We start from the raw sequence: 18674 nt of genomic DNA, 5'->3' as shown, positions 1-18674 counted from the left end.
GTTGTTTGGGACGCGATTCACACCTTCTCGCGGCGGCCGGGTCGTGCGGGCCGCGCCGGGGCGCCCGGCGGGGGGAGGTCTCGCTAGTGTGTCCCGCATGACGAAGTGGGAGTACTCGACTGTGCCGCTGCTGGTCCACGCGACCAAGCAGATTCTCGACAACTGGGGCCAGGACGGCTGGGAGCTCGTCCAGGTCGTGCCGGGGCCGAACCCCGAGCAGCTGGTGGCCTACCTCAAGCGCCCGAAGGAGTAGGCGCGGTGTCCCCTGAGGAGAAGCTGGCCGAGCTGGGCCTGACGCTGCCCGAGGTCGTGCCGCCGCTGGCGGCCTACGTCCCGGCCGTCCGGTCGGGCGACCACGTCTACACCTCGGGCCAGGTCCCGATGGTGGACGGCAGGCTGGCGGCGACCGGCAAGGTCGGCGCCGAGGTGAGCGCGGAGGAGGGCCGGGAGATGGCCCGGATCTGCGCGCTCAACGCCCTGGCGGCGGTCGCGTCGGCGGCCGGCGGCCTGTCGAACGTGGTCCGGATCGTGAAGGTCGTCGGGTTCGTGGCCAGCGCCCCGGACTTCACCGGCCAGCCGCAGGTGGTCAACGGCGCCAGCGAGCTGCTCGGCGAGGTCTTCGGCGAGGCCGGGGTGCACGCCCGCAGCGCGGTGGGCGTCACGGTCCTCCCGCTGGACGCGCCGGTCGAGGTCGAGCTGATCGCCGAGGTCCGCTGACGACCGTCCGGGACTGAGGTCCGCCGGAGGTCGCGCAGGAGGCCGATGACCGCCCGGGAGGCCGATGATTGCCCGGGAGTGAGCCGTACCACATGATGGACCCAAAAACCGAGCAATGTTCGGGCGGGTTCGGGTGAAAGGTTCAGGCATGGGTGGGATTCCGCTTCCCGGGGAACTCGGCGAGCGCGCGCGCGACATCCTGGCCGGGCGGGCCGAGCCCGTCCCGGCCCGGGACGCGGCCACCGTGGTCGTCCTCCGCGAGGGCCCCGAGGTCTACCTGCTCCGGCGGAAGGCGAGCATGGCCTTCGCCGCCGGGGCCTACGTCTTCCCCGGGGGCTCGGTGGACCCGCGCGACGCCGACCAGGCGGTCGCCTGGTCCGGACCCTCGCCCGCAGCCTGGGGCGAGGTCTTCCGCGCGGACGAGAGGACCGCGCGGGGCCTCGTCTGCGCCGCGGTCCGGGAGACCTTCGAGGAGTCGGGCGTGCTGCTGGCCGGCTCCTCACCGGTCTCCGTCGTGGACGACACCACGGGAGACGACTGGGAGGCCGACCGGCTCGCGCTGATCGACCGGACCCTGTCCTTCGCCGACTTCCTCGGCAGGCGCGGCCTGGTCCTCCGCGCCGACCTGCTCCGCCCCTGGGCGCACTGGATCACGCCGGAGGTCGAGAGCAGGCGCTACGACACCCGCTTCTTCGTCGCCGCGCTCCCGCCCGGCCAGCGCACCCGCGACGTCGGCGGCGAGGCCGACCAGGTCGCCTGGGTACGGCCCGGCGACGCGATCGAGCAGGCGGCGAGGGGGGAGATCTTCCTGATGCCGCCCACCCACCGCACGCTGAGCGAGCTGACCGCCTACGAGAAGGTCGCAGACGTGCTCGCGGCCGAGCGGGAGATCGTCACCTTCATGCCGCGGATCGCGGAGGTGGACGGCGAGATGCGCATCGTGTTCGACGACGACCACCGGTTCGGCGCGGCATGAGCGGGCTGCGGATACCGCTGGAGGGGCCCGACGGGGCGGGCACGGAGCACGCGCTCAACCTGCTGGCCCCCAACCCGTCCCCCATGACCCTGGACGGGACCAACACCTGGGTGGTCGGTCTGGGGGAGGAGGTGCTGGTCGTCGATCCGGGGCCGGACGACGAGGCGCATCTCGCGCGGGTGGCGGCGCACCTGCGGGACCGCAGGGTGACCGCGATCCTGCTCACCCACGGGCACCACGACCACAGCGGCGGCGCGCGCGCCTTCGCCGAGCTGACGGGGGCTCCGGTGCGGGCGCTGGACCCCCGGCACCGGCTGGGCGACGAAGGGCTCGGGGACGGCGACGTGGTCGGCGTGGGCGACCTGGAGCTGCGCGTGCTGGGCACGCCCGGCCACTCCGCGGACTCGCTCTGCTTCTGGCTGCCGGCGGACCGGGCGGTGCTGACCGGGGACACCGTGCTCGGCCGGGGGACGACGGTGATCGCCCCCGACGGCGACCTGGCCGACTATCTCCGCTCCCTGGACCGGCTGCGGGCCACGGTCGAGCAGGTCGGGGCCGAGGCCCTGCTCCCCGGCCACGGCCCGGTGCTGCCGGACCCGATCGGTGCGCTGGACGGCTACATCGCGCACCGGAGGCGGCGCCTGGACCAGATCAGGGCCGCGCGGAAGAGCGGCGCGGCCACGCCCGCGGAGATCGTCGCGATCGTCTACGCGGACGTGGACCGCTCGCTCCGGCCCGCGGCCGAGATGTCGGTCCGGGCCCAGCTGGACTATCTCGGCGACGCCTAGCCGCGCCGTACGGCGGTGCTCCCAGGCGCCCGGCGACGTCCTGGCGCTCGGGCGGCGCCGGGCGCGCGGCGGTGTCTAGCGTGAGCGGTTGTGCAGGCGCTCGATGTCCATGATGACCACGGCCTTGGCCTCGATGCGCAGCCAGCCGCGCTGGGCGAAGTCGGCCAGGGCCTTGTTCACGGTCTCCCGCGAGGCGCCGACCAGCTGGGCCAGCTCCTCCTGGGTGAGGTCGTGGTGGACCCGGACCCCGTCGTCGACCTTCTGGCCGAAGCGGTCGGCGAGGTCGAGCAGGGCCTTGGCGACCCGGCCGGGGACGTCCGTGAAGACCAGGTCGGCCAGGACGTCGTTGGTCCGGCGCAGCCGCTGGGCCAGGGCGCGCAGCAGGTGCAGGGCGACCTCGGGGCGGCCGGTCAGCCAGGGGCGCAGGTCGTCGTGGCCGAGCCCGGCCAGGCGGACGTCGGTCAGCGCGATGGCGGAGGCCGTACGGGGGCGGGGGTCGAACAGCGACAGCTCGCCGAACATCTCGCCGGGGCCGAGCACGCTGAGCAGGTTCTCCCGGCCGTCGGGAGCGGTCCTGGACAGCTTGATCTTGCCTTCGAGGACGACGTAGAGCCGGTCACCCGTCTCGTTCTCGTTGAAGAGGGTCTGGCCCTTGGACAGCTGGACCTCCGAGACGCTGGTGCGCAGGGCGGCGGCGCCCTCGCGGTCGAGCGCGGAGAACAGGGGGGCCCTGCCCAGCACGTCGTCGGTGTTCACGGTGCCTCCTTGTTGAGGTTTCACGCTTCGTCCTCGGTCCTGCCGCGCTCGCGTGACGCCGCCGGCGGACGGCCCGTCCCTCGTCCTCGTGTCCGCACGTCGTCCTCTGGCTCTGGGTTGATGTGGTGTCGTCGGCGCGGGCGCCCGTGACCGGTCCCCGGCGTCCGCAACAGCCATTGTGACTCATCGCACCGCGGGGCTCGGCGGGGACCCGGACGCATAAGCTGTCGGGGTGCTTCGCGAAGACCCCCCGGCGGGCGAGTCCAGGCTCGCGCTGGTCCGCCGTGCCCGGCGCATGGACCGGATCCTGGCGGAGACCTACCCCGACGCCCACTGCGAGCTCGACTTCACCGACCCGCTGGAGCTGCTGGTCGCGACGATCCTGTCCGCCCAGTGCACCGACAAGCGAGTCAACCTCGCGACTCCCACGCTTTTCGCCAAATACCGGACGGCGGAGGACTACGCGGGGGCGGACCGGGCCGAGCTGGAGGAGATCATCCGGTCCACCGGGTTCTTCCGGGCCAAGACCGCCAGCATCATGGGCATGGCCCAGGCCCTGTGCGAGCGGCACGGCGGCGAGGTCCCCGGCAGGCTGAAGGACCTGGTCGCGCTGCCCGGCGTCGGGCGCAAGACCGCCAACGTGGTCCTGGGCAACGCCTTCGGGGTCCCCGGCCTGACCGTCGACACCCACTTCCAGCGGCTCGTCCACCGGTTCGGCTGGACCGCGGAGACCGACCCGGTCAAGATCGAGCACGTCGTCGCGGAGCTCCTCCCGAAGCGCGACTGGACGATGGCCTCCCACCGCCTGATCTGGCACGGCCGCCGCATCTGCCACGCCCGCAGGCCCGCCTGCGGCGCGTGCCCGCTGACCGCACTGTGCCCCTCGTACGGCACCGGCCCCACGGACCCCGTGCAGGCCGCGAAACTGGTGCGCCCCGGCCCCTCCTCGTAGCGGCTCCGCCGCGGGCCGGGAATGCCGGGGCCGGTGGCGGGGAAGCGCGGGCGGGGGCGACGTGTTGCAGAAGACCGGAGGTGTGGCGGTGGAAGTGCCCGAGTGGTTGGAGACGCTTGCGGAGCGGGCCGCGGAGAGGCCGGTGCCGCCGGCGCTGCGCCCGCCGAGGTCGGGAGGGCGCCCGGCCGCGGTGCTGCTGCTGTTCGGCGAGGGGCCGCTCGGCCCCGACGTGCTGCTGATCCAGCGCAGCTCGCGCGGGCGGCGGCACGCGGGGCAGCCGGCCTTCCCCGGCGGCGGCGTCGACCCGGAGGACGGCGGCCCGGTCGCCGCCGCGCTGCGCGAGGCCGAGGAGGAGACCGGTCTGGACCCGTCGGGCGTGCACGTGGTCGGGACGATGCCCGAGCTGTACATCTGGCGCAGCGACAACCGGGTGACCCCGGTGATCGGCTGGTGGCACACGCCCAGCGCCGTGCACGCGGCCTCGCCCGACGAGGTGGAGTCGGTGGAGCGGGTGCCGGTCGCCGAGCTGGTCGACCCGGCCAACCGGCTCGTCCTGAGCCACCCGAGCGGTTACGCCAGCCCGGCGTTCCGGGTGCGGGGACTGCTGGTCTGGGGGTTCACCGCGGGCGTGCTCGACGGGGTGCTCTCCGTCTCGGGCTTCGAGCGACCGTGGGACCGCTCACGGGTCGAGGACGTGCCTCCCGAGGTCCTGGCCCTGGCCTCCCGGGGCTGAGGCGCCCTCGGGTCCGGTGGACGGCGCCGTCCGCGTCGTGTGCAGGTCACTCGGGTGTCGGCCGCCTGTGCGCAGGCCGCTCGGGTGTCGGCCGCCCGTGTGCAGGCCGCGGACCGGCTAGGCGCCGCCGCCCACCAGGGTCATCCCCAGGCAGGCCCAGTCGGCCACGTCCTCGTCGGAGTCGTGGGCCAGGCGGCGCAGCGCGGCGAGCCCGGCGGGGTCGGGCGGGCTGCCGACGATGTTCGGCAGGGCGTAGGCGGCGCCGTACCGGACGCCGGCGTCGGGGTGCCCGGCCAGTTCGATGACCGAGGGCAGCGCGCGGCGGTCGCGCAGGTGGCCGAAGGCGATCAGCACCGAGTAGAGCACCATCGGGTCGTCCTCGCCGGCGGCGAGGAAGCGCAGGACCGGCAGGCTCCGGTCGGTGAAGCCGAGCCGCCCGAGGATGTCGACGCCGAGCATGCGCTCGGCCGTGGTGGCTCCCCCGCACAGCCGCCGGGCCGCGGTGAAGGTCTCCAGATCGCCCCGTTCCTGCAGCTGGGCGATCGCCTGCCAGCGGATCGCACCGTCATGGTCCGGATCTCCCAGTGCCGTCTCGATCAGCGACGTGACGGACACCGGCCCCCCGATCGTTGCCATGGTGCAACGATAGCCACAACGGAGCTCGGAGAAGGGCTACGCGCGCGGGGCGGTGGCTGGATACCGTAAAGGGGTGAACGGCGATCTCCTCGACCTTGTCCTGATCGCCCTCATGGTGGCCTTCGCGGTGTCGGGATACCGGCAGGGGTTCATCATCGGGGCCATGAGCTTCGTGGGGTTCGTCGGCGGGCTGCTGCTCGGCGTCTTCATCGCCCCGCCGATCGCCGGCGCCGTGGTCGACGGCGACACCGAGCAGGCGCTGCTCGCCATCGTGATCGTCTTCCTCACGGCCATCATCGGCCAGTTCGCGTCGTCGACGATCGGCGCGGTGATCCGCAGCCACGTCACCTGGGAGCCCGCCAAGGTGGTCGACGCGGTCGGCGGCACGTTCGCCAGCGCGCTGGCGGTGCTGATCGGCACCTGGTTCATCGGCAGCCTGGTCGCCTCGTCCCAGTTCACGCTGATCAGCGAGCAGGTGCACAAGTCGCTGCTGCTGGGCACCGTCGACGACGCGATGCCGCAGGCGGCCAAGGACATCCAGGACCCGATCAAGGACTTCATCGACAAGTCGGGCTTCCCCAAGGTGTTCGACGGCATCGGGGGCGGGCGCCTCGTCGAGGTGGCCCCGCCCGACCAGGGCGTGCTGAAGGGCAACCCGCGGCTGGAGCGGGCCCGCCGGAGCATCGTCAAGGTCCAGGGCGTCGCATCGAGCTGCCGCAAGCACATCGAGGGCACCGGGTTCGTCTACGCCCAGAACAAGATCATGACCAACGCCCACGTGGTCGCCGGGGTCGACCAGGACCTGCAGATCATCGACCACCGCGGCGACTCGCGCCCGGCCAGGGTCGTGCTCTACAACCCCGACAGGGACATCGCGGTCCTGCACGTCCCCGGGCTCGACCTGCCGATCCTGCGCTTCTACGCCGGAGAGGTCGAGACGGGCGACGACGCGATCATCGCGGGCTTCCCGCACGGGCAGGGCTTCACCCCCAACGAGGCCCGCATCCGGGTGCGGCACAAGGCCAAGGGCACCGACATCTACGAGCGCAACAGCGTCGTCCGCGACGTCTACGCGATCCGCGGCCTGGTCCGCCAGGGCAACTCCGGCGGGCCGCTGCTCACCCCCGACGGCAGGGTCTACGGCGTCGTCTTCGCCGCCGCCCTCGACCAGCAGGAGACGGGCTACGTCCTGACCGCCGGCGAGGTCGCCCCGGACGCCGAGGACGGCTCCCGGCTGCTCAACCGGGTGGACACCCAGGAGTGCGACCACTGACCCGGCGCCCCGGCCCCGTGACCGGCCCGGTCCCTGCGACGCCCCCTCCTGGTGACCGGCCCGGTCCCTGTGACGCCCCGTCTCCGCCTCACCGCGGAGCGGGAGTCCTCGCGGTCGTCCTGATCCCCGCCGGGTCCCTCACAGCAGGGCCCTGATCCCGGCGATCGCCTCCACCGGATCCGCTTCCGCCGGTCCTGCCAGCTCCCGGGCGGCGCGGGCGATCTCCGGGTACGGCGGGCCGTACCCGGAGATCCGGGCGGCGCCGCGTTCGAGCAGCGCCGAGGCCCCGCGCCGGTTGCCCCGCTGGAGGTGGGTGAGGCCGACGCAGATCTGCGCCAGCCCCTGCCAGAGCTCGCGCTCGTCCGCCGGGCCGGTCTTCCAGCGGGCCTCCAGCACCTCGTGGGCGTGGAAGGGACGGTTCTCGGTGAGCAGGCGGCGTGCCTCGGCGAGGGCTTCGGCCGCGTCCGGCGCGTAGTCGTCGGGGATGCGCTCCACGCCCTCGGCCCCGCGCGGCAGCGGGCGGCCGAACGCGTCGCGGGGACGCTGGTTGCGCGCCCGGCCGTCCGGGTCGCGGTCGCGGGCGGTCACCGGTCGGGCTCCGGGTCGGCCAGCCAGTCGATCAGCTCGGTGTCGAACTCTCCGGGCCGCTCCTCGTGCGGGAAGTGCCCGGCGCCCTCCACCAGGCGCCACCGGTAGGGGGCGACCACGTGACGGCCGGAGCCCTGGGCGGTGCGTGGCAGCATCCGCCGGTCGAGCGCGCCGTGCAGCTGCAGCGTGGGCGTCTCGATCCCGGTCCGCATGCTCCTGGCGTACCGCAGCCCGTCCGGACGGAGCTGGGAGCGGGCGAACCAGCGGTGGTACTCCAGCGCGCAGTGGGCGACGTTGAGGATGCCGAAGGCCTCCCGGTAGGTCCGGGTCGTTTCCGCCTCCGGCCAGGCGGGCCCCGACCACTCGTCCAACAGCCTGCCCACCAGGGCCGCACCGCGGGCGGTCAGCCGCCGCTCGGGCAGGAACGGCAGCTGGAAGCCGAACGCGTGGGCGCTCGCCCGCAGCTGGCCGAAGGGGTCGGAGCGCAGCGCGGAGCGGAGCCGCAGCGGGTGCGGCGCCGAGACCGCCACCAGCCGCCGGACCGTCTTCGGGTCGAGCGCGGCCATCGTCCAGGCGACCAGGCCTCCCCAGTCGTGGCCGACGACGATCGCACCGGTCTCGCCCAGCGCGCGGATCAGACCGGTCGCGTCGGCGGCCAGGGCCGGCAGGTCGTAGCCGCGCGGCGGTTTGTCGCTGGCGCCGTAGCCGCGCAGGTCCACGGCGACGGCGCGGTAGCCCGCGGCGGGCAGGGAGACGAGCTGGTGGCGCCAGCTCCACCAGAACTGGGGGAACCCGTGCAGCAGCAGCACCAGGGGGCCCTCACCGGCCTCCACGATGTGGAAGCGGGTGCCGCGGGCGTGCACGGAGCGGTGGGTCCAGGGGCCCTCGATGAGGACCGCGGACTCGTCTGGTCGGCTCACTGGTCCGGTTTCACCGACTCTCGTGGGGCGCCGGGCTTCCCGGCGGAGGGGGAGGGGGCGGAAGAGGGGACGGGGGCGACGGAGGAGCCGGAGAGCTCGCTCTCGCCGCTCTTGATGGTCTTGAGCGAGCGGAGCGTCCGCTTCATCCCGGTCAGGCCCTTGAGCCGCCGGACACCGACGAAGACCAGCAGGCCCGCCACGACCAGGTAGAAGAGGGTGACGGTCGCGAAGGCCCAGCCTTCCGCCCAGTCGAACACGCCCACCAGGGCGTAGGCGATGGCGAAGGAGGCGAGGATCAGGCACAGGTGGGCGATGAACGCCGCGGCGGCGAACAGCCCCGCCGCCAGGCCGACGCGTTTGGCGTCGAACCTCAGCTCGGCCTTGGCCAGTTCGATCTCGGCTCGGACCAGAGTGGAGATGTGGCTGCTGGCCGCGGCGACCAGCGAGCCCAGGGACTCCTCCTGCGGTTCCGCGGCCGGATTGTGCGTCATGAACGATCTCCTATCGAGCGCCGATGCCAACATCATCCTGCGCGTTGGGGTGTGCGCGCACGCGCGACTCGGGCAGAGCCGCCGTCGGCGGCGCGGCGGTGCGGTCCGTCGCGGGCACGTCCGCGGTCACCGTGTTCGACCTCTCCGGATCATCGCCGAAGGCGGGGCCTGCGATGAGCAGCGACACGGTGAAGCCGATCCCGGCCGGTATCGGCGCCGCGGCCCCGTCCCGCCGGTGCGGCTCATCGGAGAGTCTGGGCGATCCGGATCGTACGGGCGGCCGCGCCCCGCCGAGGACGCGGAGGACGGTGGGCCGGAACGGCGGGATCTCGGCGGTGCGGCACATGGGTCTTTCGGGAAGCGTGTTCGCGGAGGGCCTGTTCCCTCCCCGGCCGACCAGACTTCCCGGCACTCCTGGGCACCAGCCTATACGGAGTCGATTGGCCGGATATTTAGCGACAACCGGGTACGGCGCGGCGGGCGGGGTCCCGGAGGCCCGCGCCCGCCGCGCCGGGACGGGTCCCCGGCGCGGTGGGGACCCGTCCCGGCGGGATCAGTCCTCGCTCTTGGCGCTGGGCAGCTTCTCGGAGATGAGGTTCATCACCGTGCTGTCGGCCAGGGTGGTGACGTCGCCGACGCTGCGGTTCTCCGCCACGTCGCGGAGGAGGCGCCGCATGATCTTGCCCGAGCGGGTCTTCGGCAGCTCGGGGACGACCAGGATCTGCCGGGGTTTGGCGATCGGTCCGAGGGTCCTGGCCACGTGGGCGCGGAGTTCGGCCGCGATGTCCGCGCCCTCCTCGGCGCCGCCGCGCAGGATCACGAACGAGACGATGGCCTGGCCGGTCACCGGGTCGGTCGCGCCGACCACGGCCGCCTCGGCGACCTTCGGGTGGGAGACCAGGGCCGACTCCACCTCGGTGGTGGAGATGTTGTGGCCCGAGACGAGCATGACGTCGTCGACGCGGCCCAGCAGCCAGATGTCGCCGTCCTCGTCCTTCTTGGCGCCGTCGCCCGCGAAGTACACGCCTTCGAAGCGGGACCAGTAGGTGTCGATGTAGCGCTGGTCGTCGCCCCAGATGGTGCGGAGCATCGACGGCCACGGGTCGCGGATGGCGAGGTATCCGCCGCCGCCGTTGCCGACGCCGTTGCCCTGGTCGTCGACCACCTCGGCGGTGATGCCGGGCAGCGGGCGCATGGCGGCGCCGGGCTTGCCGCTGGTCACGCCGGGGAGCGGGCTGATCATGATGGCGCCGGTCTCGGTCTGCCACCAGGTGTCCACGACCGGGGTGCGGTTGCCGCCGATGTGCTCGCGGTACCAGACGTAGGCCTCGGGGTTGATCGGCTCGCCGACGCTGCCCAGGATCCGCAGGGACGACATGTCGTACTTGGCGGGGATGTCGTCGCCCCACTTCATGAACGTGCGGATCGCGGTCGGGGCGGTGTAGAGGATCGTGACCCCGTATTTCTGCACGATCTCCCAGAAGCGGCCGCGGTGCGGGGTGTCCGGGGTGCCCTCGTAGATGACGCTGGTGGCGCCGTTGGCGAGCGGGCCGTACACGATGTAGGAGTGACCGGTCACCCAGCCGATGTCGGCGGTGCACCAGTAGACGTCGGTCTCGGGCTTGAGGTCGAAGACCGCGTGGTGGGTGTAGGCGGTCTGGGTCAGGTAACCGCCGGTGGTGTGCAGGATGCCCTTCGGGCGGCCGGTCGTGCCGCTGGTGTAGAGGATGTAGAGCGGGTGCTCGGCGTCGTGCGGGACCGGGGCGTGCTCGGCGCTCTGGCGCTCCACCAGGTCGTGCCACCAGACGTCCTTGCCGGTCCAGTCCACCTCCTGGCCGGTCCGGCGGACCACGAGCACGTGCTCGATGCCGGGGCACTCCTTGACCGCCTCGTCCACGGTCGGCTTGAGGGCACTGGGCGCGCCGCGGCGGTAGCCGCCGTCGGCGGTGACCACGACCTTGGCGTCGGCGTCCTTGATCCGGCCGCTGAGCGCGGTGGCGGAGAAGCCGCCGAAGACGACGGAGTGGATCGCGCCGATGCGGGCGCAGGCGAGCATCGTGATCGGCAGCTCGGGGATCATCGGCATGTAGATCGCGACCCGGTCGCCCTTGCCGACACCCAGTTCGGTCAGGGCGTTCGCCGCCTTGCCGACCTCCCCCTGCAGGTCGGCGTAGGTGATCGTGCGGGTGTCGCCCTCGGGCTCGCCCTCCCAGTGGTAGGCGATCTTGTCGCCGCGCCCCGCCTCGACGTGGCGGTCCACGCAGTTGTAGGCGACGTTCAGCTCACCGCCGACGAACCACTTGGCGAAGGGCGGGTTCCACTCCAGGGTGGTGTCCCAGCGCCTGGACCAGCTCAGCCGCTCGGCCTGCTTCTCCCAGAACGCCAGCCGGTCGGCCTCCGCCTCGGTGTAGGCCTGCTCGGTCACGTTCGCGGCCGCGGCCAGTCCGGCGGGAGGAGCGAACCGCCGGGTCTCGCTCAGCAGGTTCGACAGCGTCTCCTGGGGCTCACGCGGTTCGGAACCAGGGGTCTCCGGGGCCACTACGCACTCCTTACTCGTACTGCTCATCGGCTTCGGGTGTGTCCCACTTCACCAGGGTGGAGCCGTCCGCCACAAGAGGTCTAGACAGGTCTGTACCAACCGGATGCAGGGGTCGTCCTGGTTCATATGGGCTCAGGGGTGGATAAGAGGGTCCGTGGAAGCGGTCGATCCCGACCCTAGGAACGGAGGGCGCGGCGTTCCACGGGCTCCGGCGGGGTGCTGCGCCGGATGGCGCCATATGTTCGGTGAACGGTCCGGCGCCGCTTTCCGGCGGTGGTCGCATGGCGGGGTCGGCGGCTTGTTGACCGGCCGGTAGGGTCGGGAACCGTGAGCGACCCATTGGCTGTCATCGCCGAGCTGCCGGGAGTGTCCGAGGCCGTGGCCGACGTGCGCAAGGCCGTGGACCGGCTCTACGGGCACCGTGTGCTGCGGCGCAAGAGCCCCGAGGTGTCGGCCCGGTCGGCCCTGCGCGGAGCCCGCGCGTCCGCGGCGCTGGAGGGGGCGGACATCCCCCTGGAGGCGATCCCGGAGACGGCCGACCCCGTCGTCCAGGGCGCGCTGCGCGTCTCGGCCGAGCTCGGCGGGCTCGGCCGTACCTGGCGCACGGCGCCGCGGCAGGTGCTGGCCAGGCTGCACACCCTGGCCGCGGCCGGCCTCACCGAGGACCTCGGCCGGCCCAGGACCACCGAGACCGCGCCGGACCCGCTCGGGGTGGGCGCCGTACCGGGGGCCGAGGCGACGGTGGCCCGGGTGGACGGACTGGTCGGCCTGGTGACGGCCGACTCCAAGGCGCCGGCCCTGGTGCTGGCCGCCATCGTGCACGCGGAGCTGGCCGTGCTGCGGCCGTTCGGCACGGCGGACGGGATCGTCGCGCGGGCGGCGGAGCGGCTGACGCTGGTGGAGTTCGGGCTGGACCCCAAGTCGCTGGCGGCCGTGGAGCTTGGCCACCTGGAGCTCGGGCCCGCCTACGGGGAGGGCCTGCGGGCCTACCTGACCGGCACCCCCGAAGGGATCACCGCCTGGGTACGGCACTGCGCCGCGGCGGTCACGCTCGGGGTGCGCGAGGCCACGGCGATCTGCGAGGCCATGCAGCGGGGCTGATCGGGACGGGGCCGGCGCGGTGGAGCCGTCGCGGATCCGGTACGGCGGGGCGGGACCGGCGCGGTGGAGCCGTCGCGGATCCGGTACGGCGGGGCGGGCTGTGGAGCGGTGCGCCCGGTGCGGAGAGGCCCGGCCACCGAGATCGCGGACACGGGGAGTGAAAAGCGGACGGCGCCCCGTTGCGGGGGCGCCGTCGCCGGCACGTCTCACCTGGTTACCAAGCGTGCACCTGTATTCGTCGAAACGGGGCAAGCCCGTGTCGACGCGCCTCCCGCGGCTGGTCGCGCGTGGGTACCTGGTGGCCGTGCGCGGACACTGGGTCCGTGAAACCTTTGTATGACGGATTCCGGCTGATGGGAACCCCTGAGACCAAGACCTTTACGGATTCTGGAATGTTCGGGACGAACCATCCTGAATGCCTCGGAAGGGTGCAGGGTGGACGAGAGGCCCCGCACTGGGAGAGGGTCGGCACTCCGCTGATGATCACTCTCTGTGATCGCCGAACGGTCGGCGAGGAAGGGCTTCATCGGTTCCGGCCTCGTCATCGGATATCTGTGCGGAGGCGGTCGGAGAAAACCGGAGGTTCCTTCTCGACGAGGCCCGTGAGCATGGGGCACGATACGGTTGGCTCCCCTGGGCCGGAGCGTCATGTGTGATCGGCTTCGCGGCTCCCTCGCCAGGACGGGCCGGCTGCTGAAAGCTCTCCCCTGAAACGGGACCGGCCCTACCCCCCCAGAGCCGGACCGCTCGGCGACCCCCGCCATCCCCCCCCGGCGGGGGTCGCCCTTTTCCGGGCGTTCTCCACAGGCGATGACGGGTGCCGGACGGTCGTCCACAGAGCGGAGTTCGGGAGCTCGGGAGGAGCGGGTCCCCCTGGAAGGTGGGTCTCCCACCTTCCAGGGAGGCATCTTGGACCGCCCGCTGGTCATCACCGAGGACCACGACCTGCTCGACGACCTGCTGCGTGTCGCCGCGGCCGCCGGAGCGGAGCTCGACGTCGCGCATGTGCCCGCGCACGCCCGGCCCTATTGGAGCCGTGCCCCAATGGTCGTCGTCGGCAGTGACGTGGCCGACGCCATGGCGGCGACGGGGCCGCCGTCCCGGCACCGGGTCATGCTGGTCACGCGCGATCCCGGCGACCCCGACACCTGGCGCAAGTGCGTCGCGGTGGGCGCCCAGGCCGTGCTGGAGCTTCCCGCGGCCGAACGGCGGCTCGCCGACGAGTTCGCCGACGTCGCGGAGCCCGCCACGAGAGCCGGGCAGGTCGTCTGCGTCATCGGCGGGCGCGGTGGGGCCGGAGCCAGCGTGCTCGCCGCCGGACTCGCCCTGACCTCGGCTCGCAGGCGTCGGCGGGCCCTCCTCGTCGACGCCGATCCGCTCGGCGGCGGGCTCGACCTCCTGCTCGGCCAGGAGGAGGCCGAGGGCGCCCGCTGGTCCGACCTGGTCGCCAGAGAGGGCAGGGTCAGCTTCACCGCCCTCCAGGCGGCCCTGCCCACCTTCTCCGATCTGACCCTGCTCTCCTTCCACCGGGGCGAGGCCGAGCCCATCCCGGCCGAGGCGATGCGCTCGGTCCTCGACGCGGGTCAGCGCGGATTCGACCTGGTGGTCGTCGACCTCCCGCGCGCCCCCGACCCGGCCGCGGTGGAGGCCCTGAGCCGGGCGGCCACCGCGCTGCTGGTCGTCACCGCGGACGTGCGCGGCGTCCTCGCCGCGGCCCAGGTGCTCTCGGGGATCCGCGGGCACACCGGGGAGATCCGGGCGGTCGTCCGGAGCGGGGTCCTGGAGGACGAGGTGGTCACCGCCTCCCTCGGCACGCCGTGCGCCGGGAGCCTGCCCGACCAGCCCCGCCTCATGACCGCGCTGAACCGGGGGGACACCCCGCCGATCGGCCGGCGGACCGCCCTCGGCCGGTTCTGCCGGTCGTTCCTGGACTCGCTGGACACCCTGCCGGGGGTCCGCACGGCCGGAGCCGGGACGTGAACCGGTCTCCGCTCGCCACCGCCGCCCCGCCCGAACTGGTCGAGGCGGTCCGGATACGCCTGGCCCGGACCGGCGTCGAGCCCAGCGCCGCACACGTCACCGCCGCGCTCCGGGCCGAACGGGCGACACTGGGCGACGCCGAGATCCTGGCCGTGGCCAGGGCCCTCTGCGCGGACCTGATCGGAGCCGGCCCACTGGAACCGCTGCTGGCCGAACCGGAGGTGACCGACGTGCTGGTGAACGGTCCGCGCGAGGTGTGGATCGACGACGGCGGCGGCCTGCGCCGGACCCAGGTCGCCTTCCCCGACGAGGAGGCGGTCCGCAGGCTCGCGCAACGGCTGGCGTCGGCTGCGGGCCGCCGCCTCGACGACGCCTGCCCCTACGCGGACGCCAGGCTGGCCGGCGGAGTCCGGCTCCATGCCGTGCTGCCCCCGGTGGCCCCGGGCGGCACCTGCTTGTCTCTGAGGCTCCCGCCGCGACGCACGTTCACCCTCTCCGACCTCCTCGATGCCGGGACGATCGGGCCCGACGCAGCCCCGATGCTCACCGCGATGATCGAGTCCCGGCTCGCTTTCCTGATCTCGGGCGGCACGGGCACGGGGAAGACGACCTTGCTGTCCGCGCTGCTCTCCCTGGCGGACCACAGTGAGCGCCTGCTCCTGGTCGAGGACTCCGCGGAGCTGCGGCCCGCGCACCCCCACGTCGTGCGCCTGGAGTCGCGTCCGCCCAACATCGAGGGCGCCGGGGGCGTCGGCCTGCGTGATCTGGTCCGCCAGGCGCTGCGGATGCGCCCCGACCGCCTCGTCGTAGGCGAGGTGCGCGGGGCGGAGGTCGTCGACCTCCTGGCCGCGCTGAACACCGGGCACGAGGGGGGCTGCGGCACGCTGCACGCCAACACGGCGGCCGACGTCCCCTCCCGGCTGGAGGCCCTCGCCTGCGCCGCGGGTCTCAGCAGAGAGGCGGTCCACAGCCAGATCGCCGCGGCGCTGGACGCCGTCGTCCACCTTGTCCGCGACCGTGCCGACGGCCGGCGACGGGTGGCGGAGATATGCATGATGACGCGTCACCCGTCGGGCCTGGTCCAGGCCGAACCGGCGCTCACCTTCACTCCCGGTGGTCGGGTGGTGCACGGCCCGGGGCTGCCCGCCCTGACGGCCCGTGTCCCCGGCGTCCTTCCGCGGCGGTGATCGCGGACATGCCCGCCGTCCTGACCGCCGCCGCGCTGCTCCTCGCAGGGGCGGCCGCCTGGTCGTGGACGGGCCCGGATCCGGCGGCCGTCCGGCTACGGCGTCTACGGTGCCCGCCGGGTCCGCGGCGGTACGGCCCGGCCGGGCCCGGCTCGTCCCCGAGGTGGCCGGCCCGCCGCTCCCGGCCGTCCCGGAGAGCGGCGGCCTGGCGGGCGGCGTCCTTGGAACTCTGCCAGGGGCTGGCCGCCGAGCTGGCCGCCGGTCGGACCGCGCACGAAGCTCTGATCCGGGCGGGGGCGGCCGTGGCGTTCCCCGATCCGGTGGTGCTCCGCTCCCTGGTCGCGGCGGCACGGGACGGCGGTGACGTTCCGGCGGCCCTGCTGGCCGCCGCACCGGAGCGGGGAGGCGAAGGGCTCAGGAGACTGGCCGCCTGCTGGCGGGCGGGGGTGACCGTCGGCGGAGGGCTCGTCGTCCTCGTCGACCGGGTGGCGGCCTCCCTGAGAGAGGCCGAATCCCATCGCCAGGACGTCGCGGCCCAGCTCGCCGGTCCGCGCGCGACGGCCCGGTTGCTCGCCGGACTCCCGGTTCTGGGCCTGGCGATGGCGGCGGGGCTGGGCATGCGTCCCCTCGACTTCCTGTTCGGCGGTCCGGCGGGAGCGGCCTGCCTGGTGGCCGGCATCGCTCTCGACGGCTGCGGCCTGTGGTGGACCCGCCGTCTCGTCACCCGCGCCGAACGTGCCTGAGACTCCGCTGCGGGCAGGCCCGGGCCCCCGCTGCGGGCAGGAAGGAGGAGGGGAACACATGAACGCTCTGCAGACGGGGACGCTGACCGCCGTGCTCGCCGCCGCCGCGGTCTGGATGTGGACGTCGCCCGCTGATCCGGTCCGCCGGCTCCGGCGGGCACGTCCGGACCCCCCGCTCCCGGCGCACACTCCCGTGGGCGCGATCCGTCCCCCCGGGGGCGGACCCGGTGGTGCCGGGCGGACAGGGGCAGAGGCGGAGAGCATCGGTGGGAGGCCGCCGAGCCGAGGTGAGACCGCGATCGCGGTCACCACCGCGCTGGCGGCCTTCCTGGCGCTGGGAGGCGTGACGGGGGCCGTGGTGGGAGGTGCGGGCGCCGTGGCCGTACTGCTGGTCCTGCGGAGGCGGGAGGGGCCGGCGCGGTGCCGGGAGCGAGAGCGGATCACGGCCGACCTGCCGTTCGCGGCCGATCTCATGGTGGCCTGCCTGCGCGCGGGACAGCCCGTCACCGGTGCTCTCGACGTGACCGTCCAGGCGGTCGGCGGGCCGCTCGGGGACCGTCTGGCACGGGTGAGCGGCCAGCTGAGGCTGGGAGCCGCGCCGGAGCACGCCTGGCTCGCGCTGGCGGCCGATCGTGCGCTCGCCCCACTCGCCCGGACCATGAGCCGGGCGGCGCTCAGCGGCGCCCCGGTGGCCGACGTGTTGACGCGGGCCGCCGACGACTCCCGACACGCGGCCCGCGCGGCGTCGTCGGCCGCCGCGCGGCGGGTGGGGGTCCAGGTGGTCGCGCCGCTGGGCCTCTGCTTCCTGCCGGCCTTCGTCCTTCTCGGCATCGTCCCGGTCGTCGCGGGGCTCGCCGGCGAGATCGTCCTCCCCTGAGTTATCCACAGGGATGACGTGCTCACGGAGTGCTTTTCCACAGAATCCTGCTCTTGTCCACAGGGCGATGTGAATATCGCGGAACCTGGGGTGGCCGATGCCGCGACGGAAGGCACGGCTTCACATCCTCAGGAGGAAACGATGACCGGATCGAGCACCGGCGGTCTCCGGCACGCGCTGGTGAGGTGGTGGGAGCGTCGCTCCTCGCTGATCACCGGCCCGGGCGGGGAGCGCGGCATGTCCACCGCTGAATACGCCGTCGGCACCATCGCCGCCTGCGCGTTCGCCGCACTCCTCTTCAAGGTCGTGACGAGTCCGGAGGTGCAGGAGATGATCAGGGCCCTCATCGACCGGGCGCTGAACACCACGGGGCAGGGGGCTCAGGCTTGAGGACGGGGTCGTCCGGATCGGAGACGACCGGGCGAAGGGTCCGATCCGAAAGCCAGCGTCCCCACGCCGGAGGTGACCGGTGATCCCGGTGGTCCGCCCAGGTGCCCCGCGTTCCTCGCGGGGGTCGGTGACCGCGGAGACCGCGGCGGCGCTGCCGGCCCTGATGGTGGTCCTCGCCGCAGGGCTGTGGGCGATCGCCGTGGTCGGAGCCCAGTTGGAGTGCGTGGACGCGGCCCGGGCGGGGGCACGGGCCGCGTCCAGGGGCGAAACGATCGAGCAGGTGCGGAGCGGCGTTCTGTCGGTCGCCCCGGACGGGGCGCGGGCGGAGGTGACACGCGACGCCGAGCGCGTGCGAGTGGAGGTGCAGGCCGGGGTGAGACCTCGGTGGGGGCTCTCTCTGCCGGAGGTGACCGTTCGCGCGATCGCGGTCTCCGCGACCGAGCCGGGGATGCGGGCCGCGGTCTCCGCCGCCGAGCCCGGGACGGGACAGGCGGGCCCGTTCGCGGGACGGGGTCCGTCCGCGGAGCGGCCGGGTCCGGCTGTGGGGGGCGGGCCGGATACCTTCCCGCCCGGAGGCCGGAGCTCCGGCATCGGAGGCGGCTGATGGGGAGGGCCGTGCCGCGGGCGGCGGATCGACGGGAGCGCGGTTCGGCGACGGTCTGGACCGTCGCGGTCATGGCGGTGCTCTTCGCACTGGCGGTGACGGTGGTGCTCACCGGGACGGCCAGGGTGGCACGGCATCGTGCACAGAGCGCGGCCGATCTCGGAGCGCTCGCCGCCGCGCGGCTCGTCTTCACCGAGCCCGGCCGGGGGTGCGCTGAGGCGGCTTCGCTGGCGGCCGCGAACGGCGCCAGGCTCCTACGGTGCTCCACCGGCACCGACGGCATCGTCGACGTCCAGGTCGCGGTGGGGTTCTCACTTCCGGTCGCAGGGGACCGGGAGGCCTCGGCCAGGGCTCGCGCCGGCCCCGTGTACATCACCGACCGGGCCGGGTGAGGCCCGATGCCGAAACGACAGGTCCGAGGAT

The 18674-nt window shown here is 73.7% G+C and carries 21 protein-coding genes; 15 read left to right on the top strand and 6 right to left on the bottom strand.

The window, feature by feature from the left end; translation table 11 throughout:
- The first annotated feature begins 97 nt into the window (after window positions 1-97).
- The 4 genes from sp36 to IEZ06_RS21055 all read left to right on the top strand — a co-directional run bounded on the left by sp36 (window position 98) and on the right by IEZ06_RS21055 (window position 2481).
- Window positions 98-253, top strand: coding sequence for a Sp36 family protein (gene sp36 / locus IEZ06_RS21070; protein WP_141703503.1), 156 nt, complete (start codon window positions 98-100; stop codon window positions 251-253).
- Between the two features lie 5 nt (window positions 254-258).
- The gene (locus IEZ06_RS21065; protein ID WP_189238413.1) at window positions 259-717 is read left to right on the top strand and encodes a RidA family protein; all 459 of its coding nucleotides are present in this window, start codon (window positions 259-261) and stop codon (window positions 715-717) included.
- Between the two features lie 148 nt (window positions 718-865).
- Window positions 866-1693, top strand: a complete 828-nt coding sequence (locus tag IEZ06_RS21060; protein WP_189238412.1) for an NUDIX hydrolase — start codon at window positions 866-868, stop codon at window positions 1691-1693.
- Window positions 1690-2481 (top strand): MBL fold metallo-hydrolase, encoded by a 792-nt coding sequence (locus IEZ06_RS21055; RefSeq protein ID WP_189238411.1) that lies wholly within the window; start codon window positions 1690-1692, stop codon window positions 2479-2481. Before IEZ06_RS21060 ends, IEZ06_RS21055 begins: the two co-directional genes overlap by 4 nt.
- A gap of 75 nt (window positions 2482-2556) precedes the next feature.
- Here IEZ06_RS21055 and IEZ06_RS21050 read toward each other — a convergent pair whose 3' ends face one another.
- Window positions 2557-3237 (bottom strand): Crp/Fnr family transcriptional regulator, encoded by a 681-nt coding sequence (locus IEZ06_RS21050; RefSeq protein WP_189238410.1) that lies wholly within the window; start codon window positions 3235-3237, stop codon window positions 2557-2559.
- A 232-nt stretch (window positions 3238-3469) separates the two neighbouring features.
- On the opposite strand from IEZ06_RS21050, the gene nth reads away from it, so the two are divergent.
- Together nth and IEZ06_RS21040 are read left to right on the top strand one after the other, a co-directional pair.
- Window positions 3470-4189, top strand: coding sequence for an endonuclease III (gene nth / locus IEZ06_RS21045; protein ID WP_229798482.1), 720 nt, complete (start codon window positions 3470-3472; stop codon window positions 4187-4189).
- Window positions 4190-4277: 88 nt separating this feature from the next.
- Entirely contained in the window at window positions 4278-4922 is a 645-nt protein-coding gene (locus IEZ06_RS21040; protein ID WP_068898357.1) for an NUDIX hydrolase, read from the top strand.
- Between the two features lie 117 nt (window positions 4923-5039).
- On the opposite strand, the gene IEZ06_RS21035 is transcribed toward IEZ06_RS21040, so the two are convergent.
- A complete protein-coding gene (locus IEZ06_RS21035; RefSeq protein WP_189238409.1) occupies window positions 5040-5558 on the bottom strand; it encodes a HEAT repeat domain-containing protein in 519 nt (172 codons plus the stop codon).
- Window positions 5559-5631: 73 nt separating this feature from the next.
- On the opposite strand from IEZ06_RS21035, the gene IEZ06_RS21030 reads away from it, so the two are divergent.
- Entirely contained in the window at window positions 5632-6831 is a 1200-nt protein-coding gene (locus tag IEZ06_RS21030) for a MarP family serine protease (protein ID WP_189238408.1), read from the top strand.
- A 138-nt stretch (window positions 6832-6969) separates the two neighbouring features.
- Here IEZ06_RS21030 and IEZ06_RS21025 read toward each other — a convergent pair whose 3' ends face one another.
- From IEZ06_RS21025 to acs, 4 genes are all read right to left on the bottom strand, one after another.
- A complete protein-coding gene (locus IEZ06_RS21025; protein WP_189238407.1) occupies window positions 6970-7419 on the bottom strand; it encodes a DUF309 domain-containing protein in 450 nt (149 codons plus the stop codon).
- A complete protein-coding gene (locus IEZ06_RS21020) occupies window positions 7416-8339 on the bottom strand; it encodes an alpha/beta fold hydrolase (protein WP_189238406.1) in 924 nt (307 codons plus the stop codon). The genes IEZ06_RS21025 and IEZ06_RS21020 overlap by 4 nt, the downstream gene beginning before the upstream one ends.
- The gene (locus IEZ06_RS21015) at window positions 8336-8830 is read right to left on the bottom strand and encodes a phage holin family protein (protein ID WP_189238405.1); all 495 of its coding nucleotides are present in this window, start codon (window positions 8828-8830) and stop codon (window positions 8336-8338) included. Before IEZ06_RS21015 ends, IEZ06_RS21020 begins: the two co-directional genes overlap by 4 nt.
- A 553-nt stretch (window positions 8831-9383) precedes the next feature.
- Complete coding sequence (gene acs / locus IEZ06_RS21010; protein ID WP_229798480.1) at window positions 9384-11396, bottom strand: acetate--CoA ligase; 2013 nt, start codon at window positions 11394-11396, stop codon at window positions 9384-9386.
- A gap of 300 nt (window positions 11397-11696) precedes the next feature.
- Between acs and IEZ06_RS21005 the strand changes: the two genes are divergently transcribed.
- The 8 genes from IEZ06_RS21005 (at window position 11697) to IEZ06_RS20970 (ending at window position 18643) form a co-directional block, all read left to right on the top strand.
- Window positions 11697-12470, top strand: coding sequence for a Fic family protein (locus IEZ06_RS21005; RefSeq protein ID WP_189238404.1), 774 nt, complete (start codon window positions 11697-11699; stop codon window positions 12468-12470).
- Between the two features lie 909 nt (window positions 12471-13379).
- Window positions 13380-14450: a septum site-determining protein Ssd gene (gene ssd, locus IEZ06_RS21000; RefSeq protein WP_189238403.1), complete on the top strand. Its 1071-nt coding sequence runs from the start codon at window positions 13380-13382 to the stop codon at window positions 14448-14450.
- The gene (locus tag IEZ06_RS20995) at window positions 14447-15637 is read left to right on the top strand and encodes a TadA family conjugal transfer-associated ATPase (protein WP_189238402.1); all 1191 of its coding nucleotides are present in this window, start codon (window positions 14447-14449) and stop codon (window positions 15635-15637) included. The genes ssd and IEZ06_RS20995 overlap by 4 nt, the downstream gene beginning before the upstream one ends.
- A gap of 221 nt (window positions 15638-15858) precedes the next feature.
- The gene (locus IEZ06_RS20990) at window positions 15859-16380 is read left to right on the top strand and encodes a type II secretion system F family protein (protein ID WP_229798478.1); all 522 of its coding nucleotides are present in this window, start codon (window positions 15859-15861) and stop codon (window positions 16378-16380) included.
- 58 nt (window positions 16381-16438) lie between these two features.
- A complete protein-coding gene (locus IEZ06_RS20985) occupies window positions 16439-17257 on the top strand; it encodes a type II secretion system F family protein (RefSeq protein WP_229798476.1) in 819 nt (272 codons plus the stop codon).
- 141 nt (window positions 17258-17398) lie between these two features.
- Entirely contained in the window at window positions 17399-17647 is a 249-nt protein-coding gene (locus IEZ06_RS37510) for a DUF4244 domain-containing protein (RefSeq protein WP_229798474.1), read from the top strand.
- Window positions 17648-17774: 127 nt separating this feature from the next.
- Window positions 17775-18251, top strand: coding sequence for a TadE family type IV pilus minor pilin (locus IEZ06_RS20975; RefSeq protein WP_203872039.1), 477 nt, complete (start codon window positions 17775-17777; stop codon window positions 18249-18251).
- Window positions 18251-18643 (top strand): Rv3654c family TadE-like protein, encoded by a 393-nt coding sequence (locus tag IEZ06_RS20970; protein WP_189238401.1) that lies wholly within the window; start codon window positions 18251-18253, stop codon window positions 18641-18643. Before IEZ06_RS20975 ends, IEZ06_RS20970 begins: the two co-directional genes overlap by 1 nt.
- Window positions 18644-18674: the final 31 nt, after the last annotated feature.

It is taken from the genome of Planomonospora antibiotica, assembly GCF_014647955.1.
Lineage (GTDB): Bacteria > Actinomycetota > Actinomycetes > Streptosporangiales > Streptosporangiaceae > Planomonospora > Planomonospora parontospora.
This window is presented reverse-complemented; position numbering and strand designations above follow the sequence as displayed.